The organism is Paenibacillus sp. J31TS4, from assembly GCF_018403265.1.
In the GTDB taxonomy this organism is placed as follows: domain Bacteria; phylum Bacillota; class Bacilli; order Paenibacillales; family NBRC-103111; genus J31TS4.
Genome location: NZ_BOSI01000010.1, coordinates 15359 through 37915 on the forward strand (window position 1 = coordinate 15359; position 22557 = coordinate 37915).

Genomic DNA, 22557 nt, shown 5'->3' on the forward strand with positions numbered 1-22557 from the left:
GTAGCGCATGCTACTTAACCAGCAGCATGCGCTCTAACGACAATCTTGCTTGATCTGCAACTTGCGGCGGAACGTAAATTTCGGGAGACAGCGTCTCCAGACACCGGACGACCTTCTTCAGATTGTTGACCTTCATGTTGGGGCAGACAAGATATTTGGTCGCGAAGTGGAACTTCTTGTTCGGACTGTCGAGACGAAGCTGATACCCGGTTCCGTCCTCGGTGCCGACGATGAATTCTTGGCAATCGGATTCCTTGCAATATTTGATAATCCCCGTCGTGCTGCCGACGAAGTCGCCCATTGCGACAACCTCCGGCCGGCATTCGGGATGCACCACGAACTGGGCGTTCGGATACTGGGCTTTCATTTCCTCGACATCCTTGACCGTGAGCATGTCGTGAGTGTTGCAGTAGCCCTCCCACAGGATCATTTTCTTATCTGTGAATTTAGACACATAGTCGCCCAAATTTTTATCCGGTACCCAGATGATCTCCTCCGCGTCTACCGATTCGATCACTTTGATCGCGTTCGCGGACGTGCAGCAGATGTCGGTTTCGGCTTTGACGTCGGCGGAGGTGTTGATATAAGCGACAACTTTGGCGTTCGGATGCTGGGCCTTCAGCGCTTTCAATCCGTCGACGTTCACCATGTCGGCCATCGGGCAGCCGGCGCGCTCGTCAGGGATGATGACGGTCTTCCCGGGAGCGAGGATTTTGGCGCTCTCCCCCATAAAATGAACCCCGCAGAACACAATGACATCGGCGTCGGTCGTGGCCGCTTTTTGGGCAAGGAGGAACGAATCGCCGCGGAAATCGGCGACTTCCTGGATCTCATCTCTCTGGTAATAATGCGCGAGAATGATAGCGTTTCTTTCCTTCTTCAGTTGAAGGATGCGTTCCTTCAACTCCCGGTTCTGCTCTTCTTTTCTGGCGAGAGCCAAGGCCTCCATGCAAGTATCCTTCCTTCCCTAGGTTCACAAGTTACCACCTAATTTACACAACCTTTATTCGGGTGTCAATGCGGAAATCCGCCGGGAAACAAGCAAAAATCCGGCTGGCGCGGGCGCACAGCCGGATATCGTGACTCTGTTCGATCTTCTATTGTTCTTCGTTCCCGGAGTCCGGTTTCTTCGGCTCGCGCTCGAATCCGAGCTTGTTCGCGCCGCCCTCCTGGTCCTTGCTCTGGATGTTGATCTTGACGTCCTCGTTGTCCGAGGCTCCTCCCAGGTAGCTGCCGGCAGTAGCATCGGTGCCTTCCTGGATCTCTCCCGTCTCGATCAATTGAATGATCTGCTCTTTAACGAGCGTCTCTTTCTCCAGCAGCGTATTCGCTACGAGGTGAACCTTGTCGCGATGGGTCGTGAGGATTTCCTTAGCACGGTCGTAGCATTCGCGGATGATGCGCTGCATCTCCTGGTCGATCTCGTAGGCGATCGCGTCACTGTAATTCTGCTCGTGTCCGAAATCGCGGCCGAGGAAGACCTGCCCTCCCTGCGTTGTGCCGAACTGCATCGGGCCGAGCTTGTCGCTCATCCCGTACTCGACGATCATCCGGCGGGCGATCGCGGTCGCCTTGCGGAAGTCGTCATACGCGCCGGTGCCGATCTCCCCGATGTTCAGCTCCTCGGAGACGCGGCCCCCGAGCAGCCCGGTGATCTGGTCGAGCAGCTCGGAGCGGGTAACGATCAACGGATCGTCATTGTCCTTCGGCAGCATCATGACGTAGCCGCCTGCACGGCCCCGCGGTACGATGGTAACCTTGTGGACCATGTGCGCGTCGCGCGCATAGTAGCCGATGATCGCGTGACCCGCCTCGTGGAAGGCCACCGTCTTGCGGTCGCGGTCGCTGATGACGCGGGATTTCTTCTCGGTTCCAACGATGACCCGGTCGAACGCTTCCTCGATCTCGGCCATCGTAATATCCTTGCGGTTGCGGCGGGCGGCGATGAGCGCAGCCTCGTTCAGGAGGTTCTCCAGATCCGCACCGGTGAATCCGGTTGTATAGCGGGCCAGCGTGTCCAGCTTGACGTCCTTGCTGAGCGGCTTGTTGCGGGCGTGCACCTTGAGCACCGCCTCTCGGCCCTTGATGTCCGGGCGATCGACCGTAATCTGGCGGTCGAAGCGTCCCGGGCGGAGCAGCGCCGGGTCGAGAATGTCCGGACGGTTGGTCGCGGCGACGATGATGATGCCCTCGTTCGCGCCGAAGCCGTCCATCTCGACGAGCAGCTGGTTGAGCGTCTGCTCGCGCTCGTCGTGACCTCCGCCAAGTCCGGCTCCGCGCTGGCGGCCGACGGCGTCGATCTCGTCGATGAAGATGATACAAGGAGCGTTCTTCTTGGCATTCTCGAACAGGTCGCGGACACGGGAGGCACCGACACCGACGAACATCTCGACGAAGTCCGAGCCCGAGATGCTGAAGAACGGTACGCCCGCTTCGCCGGCAACCGCCCGCGCAAGCAGCGTTTTACCAGTTCCGGGAGGTCCTACGAGCAGGACGCCCTTCGGAATCCGCGCGCCTACTGCGGCGAATTTGCGAGGGTCCTTAAGGAATTCGACGACCTCGACGAGTTCTTGCTTCTCCTCGTCCGCACCGGCTACATCCTCAAAGGTGACCCGTTTCTTCTCTTCATTATAGAGGCGGGCTTTGCTCTTGCCAAAGTTCATCACCTTGCCGCCGCCGCCCTGTGCCTGGTTCAGGAGGAAGAAGAACAAGATGAAAATAATCACGAAAGGAATGATGGAGGTCAGAAAGGAAATCCAGATGCTGTCTCCGTCCATTTTTTCGTATATTTCTTCGTTAACCTTGCTTTGCTCGATCAGAGCGATGACGCGGTCGTCGATTGGGGCGCGGGTCTTAAAAGTCTTACCCGACGTATACTTACCGGAGATGATATAGGTGTAGCCTTCCGGCTTGACAATTACCCTCTCGATCTTATCCCCCGTTGTCTGGGCTGCTGTATTCGCTAAATCTTCGCGGAACTTATTGTACGATATCTGCTCTTCCATGTTGTTCTGAGCGCTGATAAACCGCACAATGCCGATGACTACTAAAAAGATGACTAAATAAAATCCGGTATTTCGGAGGATCCGATTCATCCCCTACCTCCTCTCATGCGGCACACTTGTTTTATTTTACCACAGCAGCAATCGGCTTCACAACTTGAGCGGAAGGCCGGGAAGAGCTGCTATTAGCGGTCAGGACTTGGTGTAAACCTCTTCCTTCAGAACGCCGACATACGGCAGATTGCGATACTTCTCGTCGTAGTCCAGACCGTACCCCACGATGAAGGCATCGGGCAGCGTGAATCCGGCATAATCCGGCTGAAGGTCGACCGTCCTGCGCGCCGGCTTGTCAAAGAGCGCCACCACCGACACCGAGCGGGCGTTGCGTCTTTCCAATATGTCAATGAGGTAGCTGAGCGTCAGACCGCTGTCGATAATGTCCTCGACAATGAGAATGTCCCGGCCTTCCACCGGCACGTCCAGATCCTTGATGATCTTCACGACGCCGGACGACTTGGTAGACGCCCCATAGCTCGAGACCGCCATGAAGTCGAGCTCCATCGGAATGGAGACCTCCTTCACCAGATCCGCCATAAAAATAAATGCGCCCTTCAGGACACAGATGACGAACAGGTTGCGGCCCTGGAAGTCTTCGCTGATGCGCGCTCCGAGCTCCCGGACTTTCTCCCTGATTTGTTCTTCGCTGTAAAGGACCTCTTGTATGTCGTTGTGCAAAGCGATGTACCCTCCTACTGTATACTTATGAAAACAAGAGTGGACGCATGCGGGTTATTCTGTGCCCTCCGGCTTGCGCAGCGTGAGACGCAAAAACCGGGTGGTGCTGTCCGTGACGGGAGCAGCGGCCGAGCGGCGGACTCCTGGAATCCATAAGATCTGTCCGTCCGCATCCGTTAGGAGGGGCAAACGATCGCGTTCCGTTGGAGGAATTTTGTCATCGATAAAAATATCTTTTACCTTTTTGGAGCCCTTTAAACCAATGACCTGCATCCGGTCGCCGGGTCTGCGGCTGCGAAATGCAAGCGGCAGAGCCAGCCTGTCGAAGTCAAAAACCGCTTCCTCCGATGAACAGGAGCATTCCGCTCCTGCCGCGTGCCGATCCTCGGTAATAAAATACTCCACTATACTACCCGATTCGGACAAAACCAAATCACCTTGCTCCCCGTTCCATTCATAATAGAAGGAACCGGGATCGGAGGATCGTCCGGTGAAGCGAATCCGGTCGTATTCTTTCACCATGCGGACCGTCCCGCTCAGATCAAGCGAGAGGTTCGATCTCGCCCGCTGCAAGATCGCTTCCCGAACAAGCTCCACTCTAGCAAAGTCGGTAGCGTCCGCCTGGGAAGAAAGATAATTTAATATTAATTTAATCAATCGCCTTTGTAAAGCGACGCCCAGACCGGCAAAATCGCTTCCGGAAATAGCAATCGAGCCGGGTTCCACCGCAGCGAGCCGGCGAAAAACAGCCTCTGTCTCCTCTTCCAGAAACCGGTTCTCCTCCTGCATGATGAGAGCGAGCCGGCTAAGCGATTCGGTGATTTCGGCATTGTACTCCCGCAGGAGCGGCATGACGTCGAGACGGACGCGGTTACGCGTGTACTTGCGTTCCGCATTGCTGCTGTCCGTCACATAGTCGAAGCCGTGGTGCTCACAGTAGGAAACCAAGTCCCTTTTGGTTATACGTAACAAAGGGCGGATCAGTTCCAACTTTTCGAACGATTGGCAAAAAAGCATGCCGCCAAGTCCGGCAGGTCCCGCGCCGCGGATCAGCTTCATAAGCACCGTCTCCGCCTGGTCGTCCGCGTGATGGGCGAGCGCGACTCTGCGCATGCCGTAGGCGGCGGCGACCGAGGCCAGGAACGCATACCGCTTCTCGCGGGCGGCGTTCTGCGGATTATCTCCCGTCTCCCGAATGTAAGCCGGCACGTCGATCACGCCGATCTCGCACGGCAGGCCGAGCCGTTCGGCGAGCCGCTCGACGAACTCCGCTTCTTCTTCGGCCTCTCCCGGGCGGAACCGGTGATTGACGTGCGCCACGACGAGCCGCCAGTCCCATGCCGGCGCCAACGCCAAAAGGAGATGCAGCAGCGCCACCGAATCGGGTCCGCCCGACACAGCGACGACAATGCCATCTCCTCTATCCAGCAGCCGCTCCCGGCTGATCGTCTGTTCTACCTTCCGGAGTAACTCCACTCTCTGTCGATTCTCCTTCCCTCTCTCCGCCGGCTTCTGTCAAGACATATACCAATACAGCGTCACGGCGAACAAAAGCAGCGAGCCGGCGAATCCGTAGGGCAGCCAGCCCGCGTGCGGCAGTCCCGTCCTCCTTGGCTCATGCGCGGAGGCGCCCAGGCTCGCCTGACGCCAAGACGCGATCGCCTCCTCCGTCCCCGCGAAGCCTCCTGTTAGCACCTTGTGGAGGAAGGGGCCGTAGCCGCCGTAGGCCGGGTCCTCCTCAAGCTCCTCCAGCAGCAGCTGGACGGTGCGGTTCTGGGGCAGCAGCTGCGGGGAAAAGCAGGCGAGCCGGCGGCCGAGCAGCTGCATGACGAGAATGCCAAAGGCGAACAGGTCGTACTTCTCCTCGGCCACCCGGCTGCCCGCCCCCCAATAGCCCCGGTCGAATACCTCGGTAAACTGGCGCACACCGGTCCCTTTCTCGGAGACGCCGCCGTAATCGATCAGCTCCACACGCCCGTGGCCCGACACCAGCACGTTATCCGTCTTCAGGTCGCCGAACACCCAGCCGTTCCAGTGCAGCTCCTGCAGCCGGCGGAGCAGATGGAGGCCGATGACGCCGATCCAATCGCGTCCGTGTCTGGCGAGGAACTGGCCCGGTGGCTCCCCGGGCACGTATTTCATGACGTAATAGGCATACGTCCTTCCATCCGCCTCGGTATCGTCGGCATCCACCAGGAAATCGGCGAAGCCGCCGCCGGCCCTCGCCAGCTTGCGGAGCAGGTTGATCTCCCCCTGGAGCTCGAGCACGCTCGCACTCAGCTTGAGCGCGTACCGTTCCCGCCCCCCGTATACCAAATAAACGGAGCCGTTGGCGCCTGCGCCGAGCTTGCGGTCGACCCGGTAGCTTCGTTTCTTCCACTTGCCCGTGACGACCGATCCGGCGTCCAGCCTGACGTCAAACGACGTAGTCACTCCATATCCCGCCCTTGCTATGCGATGCGCCCGCCGGGGCAAACCCGGCCGCGGGCCGATCCGCCGGTCCTCCCGGCGCAGCGTACAGATAGCGCAGCGCCTGGAGCAGAGCCGGTCCGGTCGGAGTCGTTCCATTCATGTCTATGTTATAAAATAACGGCGAGACATTTGCAAGCTGCTCGGTCCACGGAAGGTCGAGCCGCGCCGCTTCCCCGCCGCGGACATCCGGGAACCGGAAGACGGCCAGCTCGCTTTTTCCCTGCCGGGCCTGTAAACTAAGCAGCAAGTCCTCGATCGCCTCCCGCACGGCGGGCAGCTTAGGCCTCATGCTGGCGCTTGTATCGACGAGCAGCACGATGCGGAGCTCCGCCGTCTCCGCCAGCCGTTCGGTTACCTCCACCACCTGCCCCCGCTGGTCGGGAGGCAGCGCCTCCGGGCGGACCGGACCGAACAGCTGCTTCAGCTCTCGGTGCACCGCCTGCTGGATCGTGTGCAGCACGGTCTGTCTCGTCAGCATCTGCATCGTGCGGGCCAGCTGCCTCGCCGTTACGAGCCGGGACAGACCGCCGCCCGCTCTGGCGATCTCTTCAATCTCCCGGACGCCCGGCGTTTCTTCCCCTTCGCCTTCTCCTACCAGTCCAATGACATTGACGACGACGCCCTCCGCCGCCGCCCGCGCCGCGGCCGCCTCCGGCCGCAGTCCTTCGTTGGAGCATCCATCGGTCACCAGGATGATCTGCTTCATCGCGCGTCTCCTCCGTTCCGGGCCGTGCCCTTCGGTGGGCCGGCCTCTTTCTACTCTATTCTTTCCTATATAATAGAGGCTCATACAGCCCTATCCAGGAAAGAGACCGGCGATCGCTAGAATCAGAGGAACCATCCGTCGGCAAAAAAAGAGCCGGGCCATCGCCCGGCTAACTCTCACCCGCTCAGCTCACCACCTTGGGACGCTCCACCCGCGGCACGCCGGCCCACCGGAAGGTTGCCCATTCCGGACGGTAGCGCTCTACCCGGGAGACGATAACCGTCATATCGTCTTCGATATCTCCCTTGGATTGCCGCACGATCCGCTCGAGCAGACAATCCGCCATCTCTTGGGGCGTCGCTTCGGCGTCCAGCTCCTGGATGACCCTCTTCATCCAGAGCTCCTTGTTCACGGCATAGCCCGGAGCGTCGTAAATGCCGTCCGTCATCATAATCAGCACGTCGCCCGGCTTCAGCTGGACGCTGAGCAGATCGATGTCGATCTCCTGCAGAATGCCCACCGGCAGGTTGTTCGCCATAATCGGAATGACCTCGCCTCCTCTCTTCAGAAAGCTTGGCGTCGAGCCGATCTTGAGGAATGTCGTCCTCGCGCTGTACAGGTCGATCAGCGCCATGTCGACCGTGGCGAATACTTCGTCCGGCGAACGGAGCATCAGCACCGAATTGACCGACTTGATGGCCAGCTTCTCATCCATGCCGGACTGCAGCAGCTGCTGCAGGATGGAGAGCGCCGCGCTGCTCTCTGCCTTGGCCCGCTCGCCGTTGCCCATGCCGTCGCTCAGCGCCACGGCGAATTTGCCGTTGCCGAGCTCTACGGTGCTGTAGCTGTCGCCCGACAGCAGGTCGCCTCCCTTCGCCGCACCGGCGATCCCGTTCTCCACCTCGTACTCCTTGGCTGAGCCGAAGAAGACGGTATATAAGCCGTCGCCCCTTTCCGCCGGCTGCTCCTTCTTCACGGCTATATTCTCACCGAGAATGTCGGATAAGAGCGGCGCGATGATCTTGCGGCATTCGTCATAGCCCTTCCGGTATTGGTGAACGATCTCGATCTCGACGTTCCCCTCCTCCAGATTGATGACGTCGATGCTGTGGATGGAGAGCCCCAAGTCCTCCAGCGCGCTGCGAATCTGCTCCTCCTGCAAATACAGCTCCTGCCCTTCGCGCTTGATCTCCTTGGCCAGATCCTCCATCACCTGCGAGACGCCGCTGAGCTGGTCGGCCACCAGCTGCCGGCTCTCGAGAATCTGCTTCTTCCAGTGCAAGTTGTTTTTGTGCTGCTCGTACTGGCGGCTCATCGCCTCCGCCACGCGCTCGACCTTCATGCACGCTTTTTTCCACTGCTGGGGAAGGTTCCTCTTGCTCAGCTTCTCTCCCGAATCGATCGCCGTCATCATCTCGGTCATGAACTGATAGGTTTGGTAGAACTCCCCGTTCCAGCAGGAGTGCCGCTTGTAGCAGTTCGAGCAGAACGACTCGGAGATCTCATTCATGAAATGCTCCACTTCGGTCTCGCGCGTCACCGCCGCCCCCTCCTGGGTCAGCTGCTTGAACGTGCTCGACAGCTGCCGGAAAACCTCCGAGAACTGCTGGACCCGGCTCGCCGTAATGTCGCGCACACGCTTCGCGTAATCGTAGTGCGACTTCATATTTTCCTGCGTCCCCGGCACATAGCGGGCAAGCGCCTGCAGAATCGCCCGGGGGGTCAGCAGAAACAGCAGCACCGCCGCGCCGGATTCCCAGGTTGAACTGACGAAGGCCTGCTGGTCCCCGACGTACACGGACAGAATCGAGGAGCCGATCAGCATGCCGAACGCAACCGCCAGCTTGCCGCCTTCCCGCATCAGCCCCGCCAGCATGCCCGCGAATGCAAGCAGGCTCATCTGGTAGACCGCGTTGACATCGGCCAGGCTCAGGATCAGTCCCGTAATGACGCCGACCGAAGCGCCGAGCGGGGCGCCGCCGACAAGGGCGAACAGCAGGATGAGGTACCGGGAAAGAATATGCTCGGCCGTCACGTGACCGAACGTCCAGCCGACCGTCCCTGTCATGACGGAGGCGAGCAGAATGATGAGACAGATTATCTCGTCGTTCTTGAGCCCCTGCTTCTTCCTCGCGACCGTGAAGACGGGAACCGCCTGCACGAAGATGAGCGTCAGGATCAGGCTGAGTACCGCCTGAATGCCTGCCATCAGAAGCGGGTACCAGGCGAGCCCGTTTCCTTCAATCACAACCCCGAACAGCTGCACCGTGAAGGAGGTGAGGAGAACGAGCAGAGGCACATAAGACAGCTCGGCCTTGCCGAACTTTTCAAGCGCTTTCTGAATCAGCAGGAACACCAGCATCTCGGTCACGATATACCCGGCGTTGCCGTGGGGCGACAGGAGACTGCCGGCGCAGAGCGCGGCGCCCACCCAATGGAGCAGATCCTTGCGCACGTAATAGAAGACGGCAAAATAGGCAATGGCGAACGGGGACAGCTCGTCGAGAATCGTCGCGCGTCCGAGCAGGAAGGCGATGGCCACCAGGAGGAGCGCCCACCGCTTGACGAACCAGGCCTGCACGAACCGGTTTTCCTTGACCTTCCCGAGAACCCCTTGGGCGATTGCATGCGCTGAATGCGGCATAGGAAGCTTCCGCCCTTTCAGACTGGTCAGCTTAAGCATGTATCGAACACCACCTAATCCGGTTTAATGTGACCCCTATTATAGAGAGAATCTATTAAAAAAGTTTGTCACAATGGGGTGGTAGGCTCGAAGAAATTTCCGACAACTTCCTGACGGTCCGCGCAGTCTGGCGAATGCTTCTCCGACACGGGAAGGGACGGGCCTCGGGACGCACCTCTCTCGGGATCGCCGGAACAGAAGCCGACAGAAAGCGTGGCGTCCGGGGCAGGCGTCTGCCGCAGGTTCCTGTCGAGCCCCGCTTCTGGAGCCGTAGAAGAATAAAAAAACTAGCAAGGCCCAGGAGGCAGTGCTAGTTTTGGAGGGAGGAGGATTCAGCTGGAGAGGGAAGCACATGGCAGCCGCTCTCCGCTGCTTGGCTAGGGGATGCCTTCTGCCCAGCCGCTAGGAGGGCGCGCCCACAGATGCGGCCGGCTGTCTCTTCTTCTATAATGAAAGCAAGCCCACACCCGGCAAGAGGAGGAAACGCCACATGAAGCTGCTCGCCATGCTGACCATGCTGCTCGATCACATCGGAGCCGTCTTTCTGCCCGAGCAGCCATGGCTTCGTTGGATCGGCCGCCTCGCCTTCCCTCTCTATGCCTATTCGCTTGTGCAAGGCTACCTTCATACACGCAGCTTGAAGCGTTACATGCTGCGCCTATTGCTGCTCGGCCTGCTCGCGCAGTTGCCCTTCCAATGGGCGCTTGGCACCGAGGCGGGGAACGCGATCGGCACGCTGCTAGTCTCGCTGGCCGTCCTGTCCCTGCTGGACCGACTGCCTGCCCCCGCCGGCTTGGGCATCTGCCTGGCCGCCGCGCTCCTCTTGGAGGCCGTTCCGTTCGATTACGGTATGTACGGTCTATTGCTCGTCCTCATTTACCGGTATACGCCCGCCGACCGGCAGGTCTATTCGCATCTTGCGCTAAACGCGGCGTTCCTGCTGCTCCAGGGCTGGCTCTCCCAGCTGCTGAGCGTCGCGGCCACCGCCCTGCTGCATCGGCTCCCCGAGCCGATCCTCCGGGCTGACCGGCGGGTGACCCGCTGTTTGTGGCGCAGCTTCTACCCCGCCCATCTGGCCGTCCTCGCCCTGCTGAAGCCGCTCCTGCCGGCCTGATGTAGGCCAAGCCAGTGAAAGGCGGAGACAGTCCCATCCCGGCTGCGCTTGCACTCGGCGAACGTGCCGGCCGGCCTGGTCTGCGACGCGGTGCCAACCAAAAAAGACAAGCCCGCAGGCTTGTCTCTAGTAATCACTATAGGAATGGTAGCGGCGGAGGGGATCGAACCCCCGACCTCACGGGTATGAACCGTACGCTCTAGCCAGCTGAGCTACACCGCCACAACAAGATCACTTTACCACAGACGTACAAGCCCTGTCAATCCCCCGCCGATGCACAAAAAGCCGCAGTCTCCGAAGGGACTGCGGCTTCACGCCGTATATCAGTCGCGTCTTCCGCCCCGGCCGCCGCGCTTAGACTCGGTAGCCTTCTTGAGGGAGGAAATCCGCTCTTCGCTGTCTTTCAAGAATCTGGACATCTTGTCCTCGAACGAAGCTTTAACGGGAGGTCTGTTAAAGGAACGTCCACCACGGTCTCGGTTGAAGCCTCCGCGGTCACGGTTAAAACCACCGCGATCGCCTCCGAAACCTCCTCCACCTTGCGGTCTTGGCGGACGAGCGGGCCGTTCGGCAGCAGCGGGACGATCCACAGCCTGCTTAATGGAGAGTCCGATCTTGCCGTCTTTGTCGACGTTAATCACTTTGACGAGAACCTGGTCGTTCAGCTTCAAGTGATCGTTGACGTCCTTGACGTAATTATCGGCGATCTCCGAGATGTGAACGAGGCCGGTCCCTCCCTCCGGAAGCTCGACGAAAGCTCCAAAGTGAGTAATCCCGGTGACCTTGCCTGTTAACTTGGTGCCCACTTCAATTGCCATAAACTCTTATGTGCCTCCCTTGAAAATTTAAAAAGACTTGGCTATTAAAATTATACCCGAAGCGGAAAACGGGGTCAACACGGCAGAAACCTAGCGCTTGGCGCCGGGCACTTGGAAGACGGTTTCGCCTTCCTTGGCAACTTGAAGGTCTCTGCGCGCGATCTCTTCCCGGTATTCCGGGTCGTTCAGCCGAGCCAGTTCTTTCTTGGCCTCTTCGTTCGACTTCCGGACGTCGGCAAGTTTCGCTTCAAGCTCTTGCAGCTGTGCAGCCTTTTCCTTGTACTTACCCACTTGGTCGAAGATTGTAACACCTGCCGAGATACTAATAAAGGCGACAGCGGCAAGAACCAGCTTAAGGGTTCTTTTCTTGCGTTTCATGGTTGGATTCGTAGTTCGATTCTTGGATGGTTCCATACGTTCTAAATCCTCCTAGCGTTTGCCGAACCATCTGCTCCACAGCGTGCGCAGACGGCCGGTTCCTCCGGCAATCCACTTCGGCCAGCGGATCCGCCTTACTAGAGCTTTCAAGGGCCTTAGCAACAGGAATTCGAAAGGACGCATTAATTGTAGCATAATTCGGAGGACAAACATACCGATCGCCAAAACAATTCCAATAAGCGCCACTACGAGCTTGTACAGCAGGCGAAGCGGCGTGATCACGAGCATGTCCACCAGCCGGAGGAACACCCGGATCAGCCAGCGCACCGCCCGGATCAACCACAACACGGTCCGGACGGTGCCTTCCCTCAGGAACGCCCAATAGAACGTTCCTCCGGCGAGCAGCCCGATGAACACGAACAGCCGAAGCTGTCCCTGGTTGCTGTAATAGAGCGCCCGAAAGACGAGCAGCGTCGCCGCCGTCCAATACGCAACGTCGAACACAGGCAGAAGCCAACGCGGAACCCGCAGCTGCCCAGTCAGCACACGGTAGGCGTCGAACAGGATGCCAAGGCTGCATCCGCTCACGAACATCATGCCCATGGTCAGAAACTGCACCTGCAGCGTCACTTGAACAATTTGCCGAGCAGGCCTTTGGATTTGCCCTGGGTGCTGCCGTCCCTATACGCCATCTCGTCGACGTAGCCTTCAATCGCCACGAGCCCCTGCTCCAGGCTCAGGTTCTTGATATGTAAATTCTGTCCCTTGATGGATAAAAAGCCGCATTCGGTTTCCAGCAGGAACTCCTCGCTGTCGAAGCTCTCCACGTTCAGCACGCCCGAGATCTCAAGAAGCTTGCGATTGAGCATCCGGATCTCCTGCCGCTTCTGTTTCCCCGTATCCGCCATAGCATGTACCCCTCCCTCTTACCACTACCATATGGAGGGAGGGTCCCGTTTAGAACAGCGAATCTCCGGCTGCCGGGACTGGCGGTGCCGGAGTGCGCCCCCGGCGGACGGGTCCGAAGGGCGAAAAAAGAGACTGGCTTGCTGCAGTCTCTTCTGTCGGCTTATTCTGCTATCTTCTCTTCCCGAAGCACCGTGTACATCTCGGCGGCCTCTTCCTTCCGGGTCGTATCCGCCAGACGCTCGACGCGCACGACGAGATTCTTCTGGCCGAACCGGACGGTGAGTTCGTCCCCTTCCTTAACCGTACTGCTCGGTTTGGCTTCCCTGCCGTTCAGCCAGACACGGCCCTGCTCGGATACGTCCTTGGCGACGGTCCGTCTCTTGATCAGGCGGGAAACCTTAAGGAACTTGTCAAGACGCATTACTTAACCGCTTCTTTGAGCTTGTTGCCTGCTTTGAAAGCGGGAACGACGGATTCGGGGATGGAGATTTCTACGCCGGTTTGCGGGTTGCGTCCGGTACGTCCGCTGCGCTTGCGGGTTTCGAAGGTGCCGAAGCCGATCAGCTGTACCTTGTCTCCAGAGGAGAGCGCGTCGGTGATCTCGCCCAGAAATCCGTTCAGAACCGCTTCTACGTCTTTGCGGGACAAGCCGCTTTTGTTAGCAATGTTATTAACCAGGTCTGTTTTGTTCATATACGGTAAGACCTCCTAGAAAGTTATGTTAGCAGTACGGACATGCCTAACGTATTCTTTGCCCGATCCGGAAATCCTTCTTATCGGCCGCCGGACGGGCGAAGTTTTTTTGCTTCCTGCCAGTATGTTTCCAGTTCCTGCAAATCAGTCTGGTCAAAACGTTTCCCCTTTAAACGCAGCTGCTCCTCGATGTACGAGAAGCGGCTGACGAATTTGCGGTTGGTCAGCGTGAGCGCTTCCTCCGGCTCGACCTTCAGGAAACGAGCCAAATTGACGACCGCAAACAGCAGGTCGCCGACCTCTCCCGCCACCGCCGCGCGGGCTTCGTCCCTCTCGCTCTCGGAAGCGCCTGCCGATTCGGCCGCCTCCTTGACCTCGGCCAGCTCCTCCTCGAGCTTGGCGTAGACGTCCGCCACCTGGTCCCAATCGAAGCCGACCTTGGCCGCCTTCTTCTGGAGCTGGTGGGCCTTCATCAGCGCGGGCAGATCCCGGGGCACGCCGGCAAGCACGGACAGCGACTCGACATCGATGCCCTTCTTCCGCTTCTCTTCCCGCTTCATCTCCTGCCAGCGGCCGAGCGCCTCCTCGGCGTCGTTCGCTTCCCGGTCGCCGAACACATGCGGATGGCGGCGGATAAGCTTGTCGTTGATGCCCTGCAGCACGTCTTCAACGGTGAACGCCCCCGTCTCCGCTTCCATCTGCGCATGCATGACCACCTGGAGCAGCAGGTCGCCGAGCTCCTCGCACATCGCATCCGGGTCGTCGTCGTCGATCGTCTCCAGCACCTCGTACGTCTCCTCGATCAAGTTGCGGCGAATGCTCGCATGCGTCTGCTCGCGGTCCCACGGGCAGCCGTCGGGACTGCGGAGAATGGCGACGATCTCCTTGAGCCGTTCGAAGGACCGGCTCCGCAGCGTCTCCTCGTCGGAGCGGGGCACCCAGATCAAGGAAAGGTTCCCATAGCCGTCCAGACGATCCAGCTCGTACAGCGGGACCTCCTGGATCTCCTCCTGTCCCTCGACGCCGAGAGCATGCCCGACTACGACCGGGTAATCGTCGGGATATCTCTCCATCAGCGCCAGCTTGACGTCGGACGCGGTGAAAGCGTCATAAACCTGGGCGATGACCGTATGCACGCGGGGGTTCAACCCTCCCGCCTCCAGCGCCGTCGCGTCGAGCAGCTGGAAGCCCTCGATCGGGTCGAAGCCGAAGCGGACGAACGCTTGATCCAGGAAGCTCTCCCCGCCCAGAATTTGAAGCGGGATCCCCGCCTCAGGGCATCTCTGCTTCAGCAGCTGGGTCGTCCTCTCCGCCACCATCGGATGTCCCGGGACGGCGTAAACCAGCTCGCCGCTTCCCGAGCGTGCTTCCTCGATCAGCCGGTCCGCAATGGCGGCGTACACGCCGTCGAACGACTCCTGCTCCTCGTAGAGCGAATCAAAGGAGCGGAATGCCACGCCGCTGCGCTTCATATAGTCCGTTACCGGATGCTGCTCCGTCCTCAGGAACAATGCGTCCGCCTGCCGCAGCTTGTCCCAGATGCCCAGCGTCAGCTGCGTTTCGTCGCCGGAGCCCAGTCCGACTACGGTTAATCTGGCTGCCATTGTCTCATCCTCCTCTGTCTCTCTAGCAAATGTTCCTCTCTATTCTCCGCCGTTGGAGCGTCCGCCCTGCCGGGCCGCGAGCGGCTTCAGCTTGCGGCCGATGCCAGGCAGAAGGTCAAGCTCCCTCTCGCCAACGGCGCCCAGCCGCAGGAGAGCCAGCAGGTAGCTGACCGCTCCCGCCGCCACGGCGGTCAGTGCGAGACCCGTCTCCTCCAGCCGCGAAGGCAGCCCCGCGGAGAGCAGGCCGAGCAGGCCGCGGCCCCCATAGACGACGGCCAGCACGGCAGCCGACATGAGAGCGACAGCGCCCAGCGGCCGCAGCAGCCCGTGCAGATCCAGTGCCAAGCGAAGGCCGCCGTGCCGCCGGAGGTCGAGCAGGTTCAGGCCGCTGGCCACGGCATACGCCAGCACCGCCGCCGCTGCGGCCCCCTCGATCCCCCAGAGGGGCATCAGGAGCATATTGCCGACGAGCTTGATGGCGACGCCGATGCCGAGATTGCGGACCGGCCGCAGCACGGCCCCCAGCCCTTGCAGCACGCTCGACGTCACGATGTGCAGCGTGCTGAAGAGAGCGGTGAACGCCAGCACGGCCATTGCCCCCGAGCCCTCGGCCGAGGCGAAGAACATGACGTTCAGCGGAACGGCCGCCGCCGCCAGGCCGCACGACGCGGCAAGGCCGATCAGCCAGGAGAAGCGGATGGCGAGGCCTGCCCGGGTCTGCAGCGCCGCATCGTCCCGGCGCTGCCAGGCGTCTGCGATAGCCGGGATCAGGGCGGCCGACAGCGAGGAGGCGACCATCGAGACGAGCTGCACGAGCGGCAGCCCGTGGTTGTAGAGCCCGAAGGCGCGGATCGCCTCCGCTTCGCCCGCGCCGCGCGCCAGGAGCAGCCGCGGCATCGTGAACGTGTCGACGAGTGTCAGGAGCGGCACGACGAGCGAGCCGAGGCAGATCGGCAGCGCATAGCGCAAGAAGCGGCCGATCAGCGCGGCGGCCGGCTCGCGCGGCGGCGCGGCTGGCGCAAGGCCCGCGGCAGGCGGCAGCTCAGCGGCCGCTGCAGCTTCCGCGGCGGCAGCGGGCGCCCCAGGCGCGGTAGTCGCCGGCGAAGCGGGCGCCGGCGAGGCGGCGTCGGTGCCGGCTGGCTCGGCCGTGCTGCTTCGGCCGGGGCCGCCGAGGCGCTGCCGGCGGGCCGCACGGCGCCAGAAGCCGAGCATCACCGCGAGGCCTGCTGCCGCGCCTGCCACCGAGCCGAACGTCGCGCCCGCCGCGATCCAAGCGTCGCTCGCGCCGACGTGCAGGAAGTAGAGCAGCAGCGCGATCATCGCCGCCACGCGCACGAGCTGCTCGGCTACCTGCGACACCGCGGTGGGGAGCATGTCCTGCAGCCCTTGAAAATACCCGCGCAGGGCCGCCAGCGGGGGGACCAGAAGCAGCGCGAAGGCGACGCTGCGGATCGCCGTCTCCGTCCGGGCCACGCCCATCCACCCGGCGAGATGGCCCGCTCCGCCGTACAAGGCAGCGAAGCAGACGATCCCCGTCGCCATCAGAACGGCGGTCGCGAGCCGAAGCACCCTGCGCGCTTCGTCCATCCGGCCGAAGGCCGCGTGCTCCGCCACGAATTTGGAGACGGCAATAGGGATGCCGGCCGTCGCCAGCGTCAGAATTGTAATGTAAAGCGGGTAAACCGCGTTATAGATGCCGAACACGCCGTCGCCCGCCAAGTTCTGCAGCGGGATCTTTTGCATTGTCCCGAGAAGCTTCGATACGACAGCCGCAGCCGCCAGCATCGCCGCTCCGGTAACCAGGCTGCTGCGCGCCGCAGAGGGGGTTTTCTCCGCCTTCATTCCTTCTCGTTCCCGCCCCTCTTTAGAATTGCCCTCTATTATACCGCTCCGCCGCCGCTCCCGCCAGCGGTCCTACCGCCTGGCGAAAGGCCCCGTCCGCGTGCGGGCGCAAAAAAAGCCTCCTCGCCAGGGAGCACCCAGCACCCTGTGTAGGAAGGCTTCATCCGGCACGAGCCCGGCAATTATTGCTCCATTTGCTTGGCGAGAAACGCAGCCGCCGTTTCCGCCATTTTTTGCTCCATCTGCCCCATTTTGACTGCCTCGTCCTTGCTGGCCATAATGACGGCCCCGATCGGGTCCCCGCCTGCCACGATAGGAGCGACTACATAGGAGGTGTACATGTCCTTAAGGTCCTTGCACAGCTCGTAGGCTCCCGGAGAGGCTTCCACGGCTACCTTGCGGTTCTCCATGCTTGTCTCGATGATCGGGCCGATCTGCTTGTCCATGAAGTCCTTCTTGGATGCACCGGATACGGCAATAACCGTATCCCGGTCGGAGATCAACACGATATGATTCGTGCTTTCGTACAGCGATTCTGCGTATTCCTTGGCGAAATCGCCCAGCTCGCCGATGGGCGAGTATTTCTTCAGGATGACTTCTCCATCGCGGTCCACGAAGATTTCAAGCGGATCCCCTTCCCGGATGCGGAGCGTGCGGCGGATTTCTTTCGGAATGACCACCCTGCCCAAATCATCTATACGTCGAACGATGCCAGTTGCTTTCATTGTCTCGGATGCCTCGCTTTCGTATGGTGGACTCTCAATTCACTGGATGGAAGTGTAATTAAAGTATTCTTCCGCTTCCATATTCTTATACATTGGCCCGGGCCGGCCGTTCCCCGGATCTCCAAGGGAATGATCGGAGAAGCAGACAAAAAAAGAAGCCCCGGAACGGGTCCGGATGCTTCTGTACGGCCTTGCGGCCTGCTTCTCAACCATTATTTGGCCGCTGGCGACGCCGAAGGGCTGGCCGCCGGTGCACTCGCTCCCGGAGAAGCGCTCGCTGCCGGTGCACTTGCTTCCGGAGACGCGCTTCCCGCCGGTGCGCTGGCGCTTGGGCTAGGAGACGGCTGCGGCAGGTTCGTTTTGAAGTCCAGCTCTGCAAGGTCCTTCTCCATGAAGTTCTGGAGCTTCTCTTGGCCGAGATAGTCTTTCAACTGGTCTTTTACTTTGTCGAAATCCTCCGTGCCGCGGGCGTCGACCTTCATAATATGGTAGCCAAAGGACGATTCGAACGGATCGCTGATCTGGTTGAGCGGCAGCGTCTCGGCTTTCTCGAGGAACGCCGGATCCCACTGGCTGTTCGCAAGCACTTCGTTCTCGTACTTGCCGCCGTTGTCCTTGGAGCCCGGATCGTCGGAATACTCCTTGGCGAGCGCCGAGAAATCGCCCTTGTTGTCAAGCTTCGCTTTGACTTCCTTGGCGCGGGCGAGCGCCTCTTCCTTGGTCCGGACGTCTTTGCCTTCCTGGTCCTTGGTCATGATGAGAATATGGCTGACGCTCGCCGTGTCGAACTGCTTCGCTTTGGCAAATTCGTCGTACTTGGCTTTGGTCTCCTCATCCGTCACCTGCGATTCGATAACATTCATCGCAAGGATGCTGCTGCCGATGTAGTCCTTGATGTCGCTTTCCTTGAGGTTGTTCTTCTTGAGCTCGTCCTTGAACGCATTCTTGCCCTGCGATTCAAAGTACTGCTTGATCTGCTTCATCTGCTCGTCCACTTTGGTGTCGGCGTCCTTCTTCTGGTCGGAGTTCGCTTTCTTCTCCAGAATCTGAACGGTCGCCATCTGCTTGAGCATGTATTCGTTGAAATCCGGGAGTTCCTTGTAGCTGGCGTATTCCGGGCTGAAGAACGTGATCGTATTGACGAACTTGTCCAGTTCGGTTTGGGTAATCTTGCCGTCCTTCCATGTAGCGACTGCCGCTTTGGAGCTCTTGGTGCCGCATGCGCTCAGCATCGCCACCGCGAGCAGGAGGACAAGGCCCAGATACAGACCTCTGGACAAGGTATGATTACTTCGCAACATTATGCAATTCTCCCTTCGGTTTGTAAGCCTCATTGTATTGTACCAGAAACCGCTCCATCAAATCTATCGCTTGTTCCGGCTTGAGACCCTTGGCCTTGACTATGATCTGGATTTGCGGCCCCGGTACGGGCTTGATGCGTCCTTCAAAGCGCGAGCAGATGGCGAGCAGCTTCTTGCCTTCCAGCGTGCCGTTCTGCTCGGCGTTCATCGTGATGATATAATCCTCGCCTTTCTGGACGACCGAATGGATACCGTAGAGAGCGCCATACGCCTTGAGACGCGCCACCGCCAGCAGGTTGTCGACGGCAAGCGGCAAATCGCCGAACCGGTCGATCAGTTCCTCCTGCAGGTCGGCCGCTTCCTCCAGCGTGGTAATGGCGGCGACTTTTTTGTAAATCTCGATCTTCTGAATGCTGTCGTAGATATAGTCGGATGGCAGATAAGCGTCCAAATGAATATCGAGCTGCAGGGCGTACGGCTTGGCTGGCTCCTGCACGTCCCCTTCCATTTCCTTCTTGCGGCGGGCAATCTCCTCGGCGAGCATCTGCGAATACAGATCGAACCCGACGGAGGCGATGAACCCGTGCTGCTCGGCACCCAGCAAATTGCCCGCTCCCCGGATGGACAAATCCCTCATCGCAATTTTAAACCCGGATCCAAGTTCTGTAAACTCCTTGATCGCCTGAAGCCGTTTTTCGGCGACCTCGGTCAGCACCTTGTCCCGCTGGTAGGTGAAGTAGGCGTACGCGATCCGGTTGGACCGGCCAACCCGTCCGCGCAGCTGGTACAGCTGGGACAGCCCCATCTTGTCGGCGTCGTGAACGATCAAGGTGTTGACGTTCGGAATGTCGACCCCCGTCTCGATAATGCTCGTGCTGACCAGCACGTCGTATTCTCCGTCCAGGAAGTCGAGGATCGTCCGCTCCAGCTCCTGCTCGCCCATCTGGCCGTGCGCGACGGCGACGCGCGCATCCGGTACCATCATGGCGATCTGGTCGGCGATCTGCTGAATGCCCTGCACCCGGTTGTATAGATAGTAGACTTGACCCTCCCGGGCCAACTCCCGCTCAATCGCCTCCCGGACGAGAGCGCCGCTGTATTCGACCACGTAAGTCTGCACGGGGAACCGGTTCTCCGGCGGCGTCTCGATAACCGACAGATCCCGCACGCCCAGCATGGACATATGCAGCGTCCGCGGAATCGGCGTCGCCGTGAGCGTAAGGACGTCCACGTTGGTCTTCAGCCGCTTCAGCTTCTCCTTGTGCGAGACGCCGAACCGCTGCTCCTCGTCGACGATGAGCAGGCCGAGGTCTTTGAACTGCACGTCCGCGGACAGGAGCCGGTGCGTGCCGATGACGATGTCGACCGTACCCGCCTTGATGCCCTTCATCGTCTCGCTCTGCTCTTTCTTGGAGCGGAAGCGGCTCAGCACCTGGATGCGGAACGGGTAATCCGAGAACCGTTCCCGGAACGTCTCGTAGTGCTGCTGGGCCAAAATCGTTGTCGGTACAAGCACGGCGACCTGCTTGCCGTCGATGGCGGCCTTGAATGCCGCCCGCACGGCCACCTCGGTTTTGCCGTAGCCTACGTCGCCGCAGAGCAGCCGGTCCATCGGGCGCGACTTCTCCATATCTTCCTTGATCTCCAGGATGGCGCGCAGCTGATCCGTCGTCTCCTCGTACGGGAACAACCCCTCGAATTCCTGCTGGTACGGCGTGTCCTTGGTGAATCCGTAGCCCGGGGTCGACTGACGCTCCGCGTAGAGCTTGATCAAATCGTCGGCGATATCCTTGACGGAAGAACGAACCTTGCTCTTGACACGGTTCCATTCCGTTCCGCCGAGCTTATAGATCTTAGGCTCCTTCTCCTCGGAGCCGACGTACTTCTGGATCAGGTCGATCTGATCAATCGGCACGGACAGCTTGTCGCCGCCCGCGTACAGAATATGCAGGTAATCCTTGTGAATGCCGTTGATCTCCAGCGTTCCGATGCCGACATACTTGCCGATGCCGTGATTGACGTGCACGACATAATCGCCGACCTTGAGCTCCTGGTAGCTCTTGATCCGCTCGGCGTTCTCGATCTTCTTGTCGACCCGGCGGGCTTTGCGCTGCTTCTGCGAGAACATCTCGCCCTCGGTCAGCACGACCAGATGAATGGACGGCATCTCGAAGCCGGCCTGCAGGTTCCCCTCGATGAGCTCCGGCTCGTCGATCTTGTAGTCCTGCAGCACCCGGCGAATGCGGTCTTTCCGTTCTTGGCCGGCGGCCAGCATCATCACGCGCGAGCCTGCCTTTTTCCAGCGCTCCATCTCCGTCTTGAGCAGATTCATCTGCCCGTGGAAGTTCTGCATCGCGCGGCACATGAAGTTCACGATGTTCTGCGGCTGCGTATGCGGAACCTGGCGCAGGAACAGCGACAGATAGAGCGTCGGGAACAGCTTGCGGTGAAACAGCGCGTCATAAGGTTTGGACAGGGTGAAGCCGGGCAGCGTCTTGCCCTCCTGGAGGAGATTCACTACCCATTCCGCTTCGTCCCGCTCCAGCTGCTTCGCCGTCTCGAGCAGACGGGACGGCTCGTCGATCAAAAGCAGCGTATCGTCTTCCATGTAATCAAACAGCGTATGCTGCTCTGGATAGAGCAGCGAGATATATTTGAAGAGTCCGGGGAACATCTGCTGCTCCCGCAGCTGCTCGATCTCTCCCTGGATCTCCTCCTGCAGCTTCTGCCTCGCCTGCTTGTCGGTCATCTTGCCGAGCTGCAGCTGCAGGGCGTCGTACGCCTTCTCCGCCGCATCCTGAAACCGCTTGCGGTCGGCAATCGTCTCCATCGCCGGCGGAATCGTCACCTGCTTCAGCTTCTCATTCGAGCGCTGATCCGTAACATCGAACGTACGGATCGAATCGACCTCGATATCGAACAGCTCAATCCGGTACGGATCCGCCGACGTGAGAGGGTAGATGTCAATGATGCCGCCGCGCACGCTGAGCTCGCCCTTGCGCTCGACCTGCTCCACCCGGCTGTATCCGAGCTCGGTCATCCGCAGCAGGAACGCCTCGAGGTCGAGCTCCTGGCCGAGCTCGAGTGTGACCGACGCGTCGGCGTAAACCTCCTTGAGCGGCAGCAGGCGGCGCAGCCCGGCGAACGGCGTCACGAGCACGCCGCGGAATCCGGCGGCCAGCCGCGTCAGGGCGTCGATCCGCTGCGCCAGCGTTTCGGGGCTCTGCACGGACGCCTCTGTCGCCAGCAGCTCCTGGGCAGGATAAAGGAGCACCTGCTCCTCGGAGAGGCACTCTTTCAGATCCTCGGCTATTTTTTGCGCGGCGAACATGTTATGGGTAACGACAAGAATCGGGCGCTCCAGCTCGCCGGCGAGCGCTGCGATCATGACCTGGCGGGATGAGCCGGTCAAACCCGAGATCAGCTGCTCGCGCATTCCGGACCGGATGCCCGACAGGATCGACTGAAAATCAGTATCACCCGAAAAAGCTTGTATCAACGAACGCAAATCGTTCCACTCCCTTTCGGCCCGAAGGCCAACCAAAAAGAAGCCTCGGCTGTTCTGCCAAGGCCCG

At 60.1% G+C, this 22557-nt stretch carries 19 protein-coding genes and 1 tRNA gene; 1 reads left to right on the forward strand and 19 read right to left on the reverse strand.

Going from position 1 to position 22557, the window contains the following annotated elements:
* Positions 1-10: 10 nt before the first annotated feature.
* The 7 genes from nadA to spoIIE form a co-directional block, all read right to left on the reverse strand.
* Positions 11-949 (reverse strand): quinolinate synthase NadA, encoded by a 939-nt coding sequence (gene nadA / locus KJS47_RS22630; protein WP_213528003.1) that lies wholly within the window; start codon positions 947-949, stop codon positions 11-13.
* A gap of 148 nt (positions 950-1097) precedes the next feature.
* A complete protein-coding gene (ftsH, locus tag KJS47_RS22635) occupies positions 1098-3095 on the reverse strand; it encodes an ATP-dependent zinc metalloprotease FtsH (RefSeq protein ID WP_213528005.1) in 1998 nt (665 codons plus the stop codon).
* Between the two features lie 99 nt (positions 3096-3194).
* On the reverse strand, positions 3195-3737 hold the full coding sequence (gene hpt, locus KJS47_RS22640) for a hypoxanthine phosphoribosyltransferase (RefSeq protein ID WP_213528007.1): 543 nt from the start codon (positions 3735-3737) through the stop codon (positions 3195-3197).
* A gap of 54 nt (positions 3738-3791) precedes the next feature.
* Complete coding sequence (tilS, locus tag KJS47_RS22645) at positions 3792-5213, reverse strand: tRNA lysidine(34) synthetase TilS (protein WP_213528009.1); 1422 nt, start codon at positions 5211-5213, stop codon at positions 3792-3794.
* Positions 5214-5252: 39 nt separating this feature from the next.
* Entirely contained in the window at positions 5253-6170 is a 918-nt protein-coding gene (locus tag KJS47_RS22650; RefSeq protein ID WP_213528011.1) for a protein kinase domain-containing protein, read from the reverse strand.
* A complete protein-coding gene (locus KJS47_RS22655; RefSeq protein ID WP_213528013.1) occupies positions 6154-6915 on the reverse strand; it encodes a vWA domain-containing protein in 762 nt (253 codons plus the stop codon). The genes KJS47_RS22650 and KJS47_RS22655 overlap by 17 nt, the downstream gene beginning before the upstream one ends.
* A gap of 184 nt (positions 6916-7099) precedes the next feature.
* On the reverse strand, positions 7100-9598 hold the full coding sequence (spoIIE, locus tag KJS47_RS22660) for a stage II sporulation protein E (protein ID WP_213528015.1): 2499 nt from the start codon (positions 9596-9598) through the stop codon (positions 7100-7102).
* A 490-nt stretch (positions 9599-10088) separates the two neighbouring features.
* On the opposite strand from spoIIE, the gene KJS47_RS22665 reads away from it, so the two are divergent.
* The gene (locus KJS47_RS22665) at positions 10089-10712 is read left to right on the forward strand and encodes a TraX family protein (RefSeq protein ID WP_213528017.1); all 624 of its coding nucleotides are present in this window, start codon (positions 10089-10091) and stop codon (positions 10710-10712) included.
* Between the two features lie 145 nt (positions 10713-10857).
* Here KJS47_RS22665 and KJS47_RS22670 read toward each other — a convergent pair.
* The 12 genes from KJS47_RS22670 to mfd form a co-directional block, all read right to left on the reverse strand.
* Positions 10858-10934, reverse strand: a tRNA-Met gene (locus tag KJS47_RS22670).
* Positions 10935-11035: 101 nt separating this feature from the next.
* Positions 11036-11530 (reverse strand): S1 domain-containing RNA-binding protein, encoded by a 495-nt coding sequence (locus KJS47_RS22675; protein WP_213528019.1) that lies wholly within the window; start codon positions 11528-11530, stop codon positions 11036-11038.
* Positions 11531-11620: 90 nt separating this feature from the next.
* On the reverse strand, positions 11621-11944 hold the full coding sequence (locus KJS47_RS22680) for an FtsB family cell division protein (protein ID WP_213528021.1): 324 nt from the start codon (positions 11942-11944) through the stop codon (positions 11621-11623).
* Positions 11945-11959: 15 nt separating this feature from the next.
* Positions 11960-12526 (reverse strand): spore cortex biosynthesis protein YabQ, encoded by a 567-nt coding sequence (yabQ, locus tag KJS47_RS22685; RefSeq protein WP_249716673.1) that lies wholly within the window; start codon positions 12524-12526, stop codon positions 11960-11962.
* 8 nt (positions 12527-12534) lie between these two features.
* Positions 12535-12816: a sporulation protein YabP gene (yabP, locus tag KJS47_RS22690; RefSeq protein WP_213528023.1), complete on the reverse strand. Its 282-nt coding sequence runs from the start codon at positions 12814-12816 to the stop codon at positions 12535-12537.
* Between the two features lie 161 nt (positions 12817-12977).
* Complete coding sequence (locus tag KJS47_RS22695; protein ID WP_213528025.1) at positions 12978-13238, reverse strand: RNA-binding S4 domain-containing protein; 261 nt, start codon at positions 13236-13238, stop codon at positions 12978-12980.
* Positions 13238-13510 carry an HU family DNA-binding protein gene (locus KJS47_RS22700; RefSeq protein ID WP_213528027.1) on the reverse strand — a complete coding sequence of 91 codons (273 nt, stop codon included), beginning with the start codon at positions 13508-13510 and terminating at the stop codon, positions 13238-13240. The genes KJS47_RS22695 and KJS47_RS22700 overlap by 1 nt, the downstream gene beginning before the upstream one ends.
* A gap of 80 nt (positions 13511-13590) precedes the next feature.
* On the reverse strand, positions 13591-15114 hold the full coding sequence (gene yabN / locus KJS47_RS22705; protein WP_213528029.1) for a bifunctional methyltransferase/pyrophosphohydrolase YabN: 1524 nt from the start codon (positions 15112-15114) through the stop codon (positions 13591-13593).
* Between the two features lie 39 nt (positions 15115-15153).
* Entirely contained in the window at positions 15154-16956 is a 1803-nt protein-coding gene (locus tag KJS47_RS22710) for a putative polysaccharide biosynthesis protein (protein WP_213528031.1), read from the reverse strand.
* 182 nt (positions 16957-17138) lie between these two features.
* On the reverse strand, positions 17139-17681 hold the full coding sequence (gene spoVT, locus KJS47_RS22715; protein WP_213528033.1) for a stage V sporulation protein T: 543 nt from the start codon (positions 17679-17681) through the stop codon (positions 17139-17141).
* Between the two features lie 212 nt (positions 17682-17893).
* A complete protein-coding gene (locus KJS47_RS22720) occupies positions 17894-18982 on the reverse strand; it encodes a peptidylprolyl isomerase (RefSeq protein ID WP_213528035.1) in 1089 nt (362 codons plus the stop codon).
* On the reverse strand, positions 18969-22490 hold the full coding sequence (gene mfd / locus KJS47_RS22725; protein ID WP_213528037.1) for a transcription-repair coupling factor: 3522 nt from the start codon (positions 22488-22490) through the stop codon (positions 18969-18971). The genes KJS47_RS22720 and mfd overlap by 14 nt, the downstream gene beginning before the upstream one ends.
* Between the last annotated feature and the right edge of the window lie 67 nt (positions 22491-22557).

Excerpts from the sequence above, each read along its gene's own strand:
- nadA (WP_213528003.1), bottom strand. The coding sequence starts at position 949 with ATGGAGGCCTTGGCTCTCGCCAGAAAAGAAGAGCAGAACCGGGAGTTG.
- ftsH (WP_213528005.1), bottom strand. The coding sequence starts at position 3,095 with ATGAATCGGATCCTCCGAAATACCGGATTTTATTTAGTCATCTTTTTA.
- KJS47_RS22655 (WP_213528013.1), bottom strand. The coding sequence starts at position 6,915 with ATGAAGCAGATCATCCTGGTGACCGATGGATGCTCCAACGAAGGACTG.
- spoIIE (WP_213528015.1), bottom strand. The coding sequence starts at position 9,598 with ATGCTTAAGCTGACCAGTCTGAAAGGGCGGAAGCTTCCTATGCCGCAT.
- KJS47_RS22665 (WP_213528017.1), top strand. The coding sequence starts at position 10,089 with ATGAAGCTGCTCGCCATGCTGACCATGCTGCTCGATCACATCGGAGCC.
- KJS47_RS22675 (WP_213528019.1), bottom strand. The coding sequence starts at position 11,530 with ATGGCAATTGAAGTGGGCACCAAGTTAACAGGCAAGGTCACCGGGATT.
- KJS47_RS22680 (WP_213528021.1), bottom strand. The coding sequence starts at position 11,944 with ATGGAACCATCCAAGAATCGAACTACGAATCCAACCATGAAACGCAAG.
- yabP (WP_213528023.1), bottom strand. The coding sequence starts at position 12,816 with ATGGCGGATACGGGGAAACAGAAGCGGCAGGAGATCCGGATGCTCAAT.
- KJS47_RS22695 (WP_213528025.1), bottom strand. The coding sequence starts at position 13,238 with ATGCGTCTTGACAAGTTCCTTAAGGTTTCCCGCCTGATCAAGAGACGG.
- KJS47_RS22700 (WP_213528027.1), bottom strand. The coding sequence starts at position 13,510 with ATGAACAAAACAGACCTGGTTAATAACATTGCTAACAAAAGCGGCTTG.
- yabN (WP_213528029.1), bottom strand. The coding sequence starts at position 15,114 with ATGGCAGCCAGATTAACCGTAGTCGGACTGGGCTCCGGCGACGAAACG.
- KJS47_RS22710 (WP_213528031.1), bottom strand. The coding sequence starts at position 16,956 with ATGAAGGCGGAGAAAACCCCCTCTGCGGCGCGCAGCAGCCTGGTTACC.
- spoVT (WP_213528033.1), bottom strand. The coding sequence starts at position 17,681 with ATGAAAGCAACTGGCATCGTTCGACGTATAGATGATTTGGGCAGGGTG.
- KJS47_RS22720 (WP_213528035.1), bottom strand. The coding sequence starts at position 18,982 with ATGTTGCGAAGTAATCATACCTTGTCCAGAGGTCTGTATCTGGGCCTT.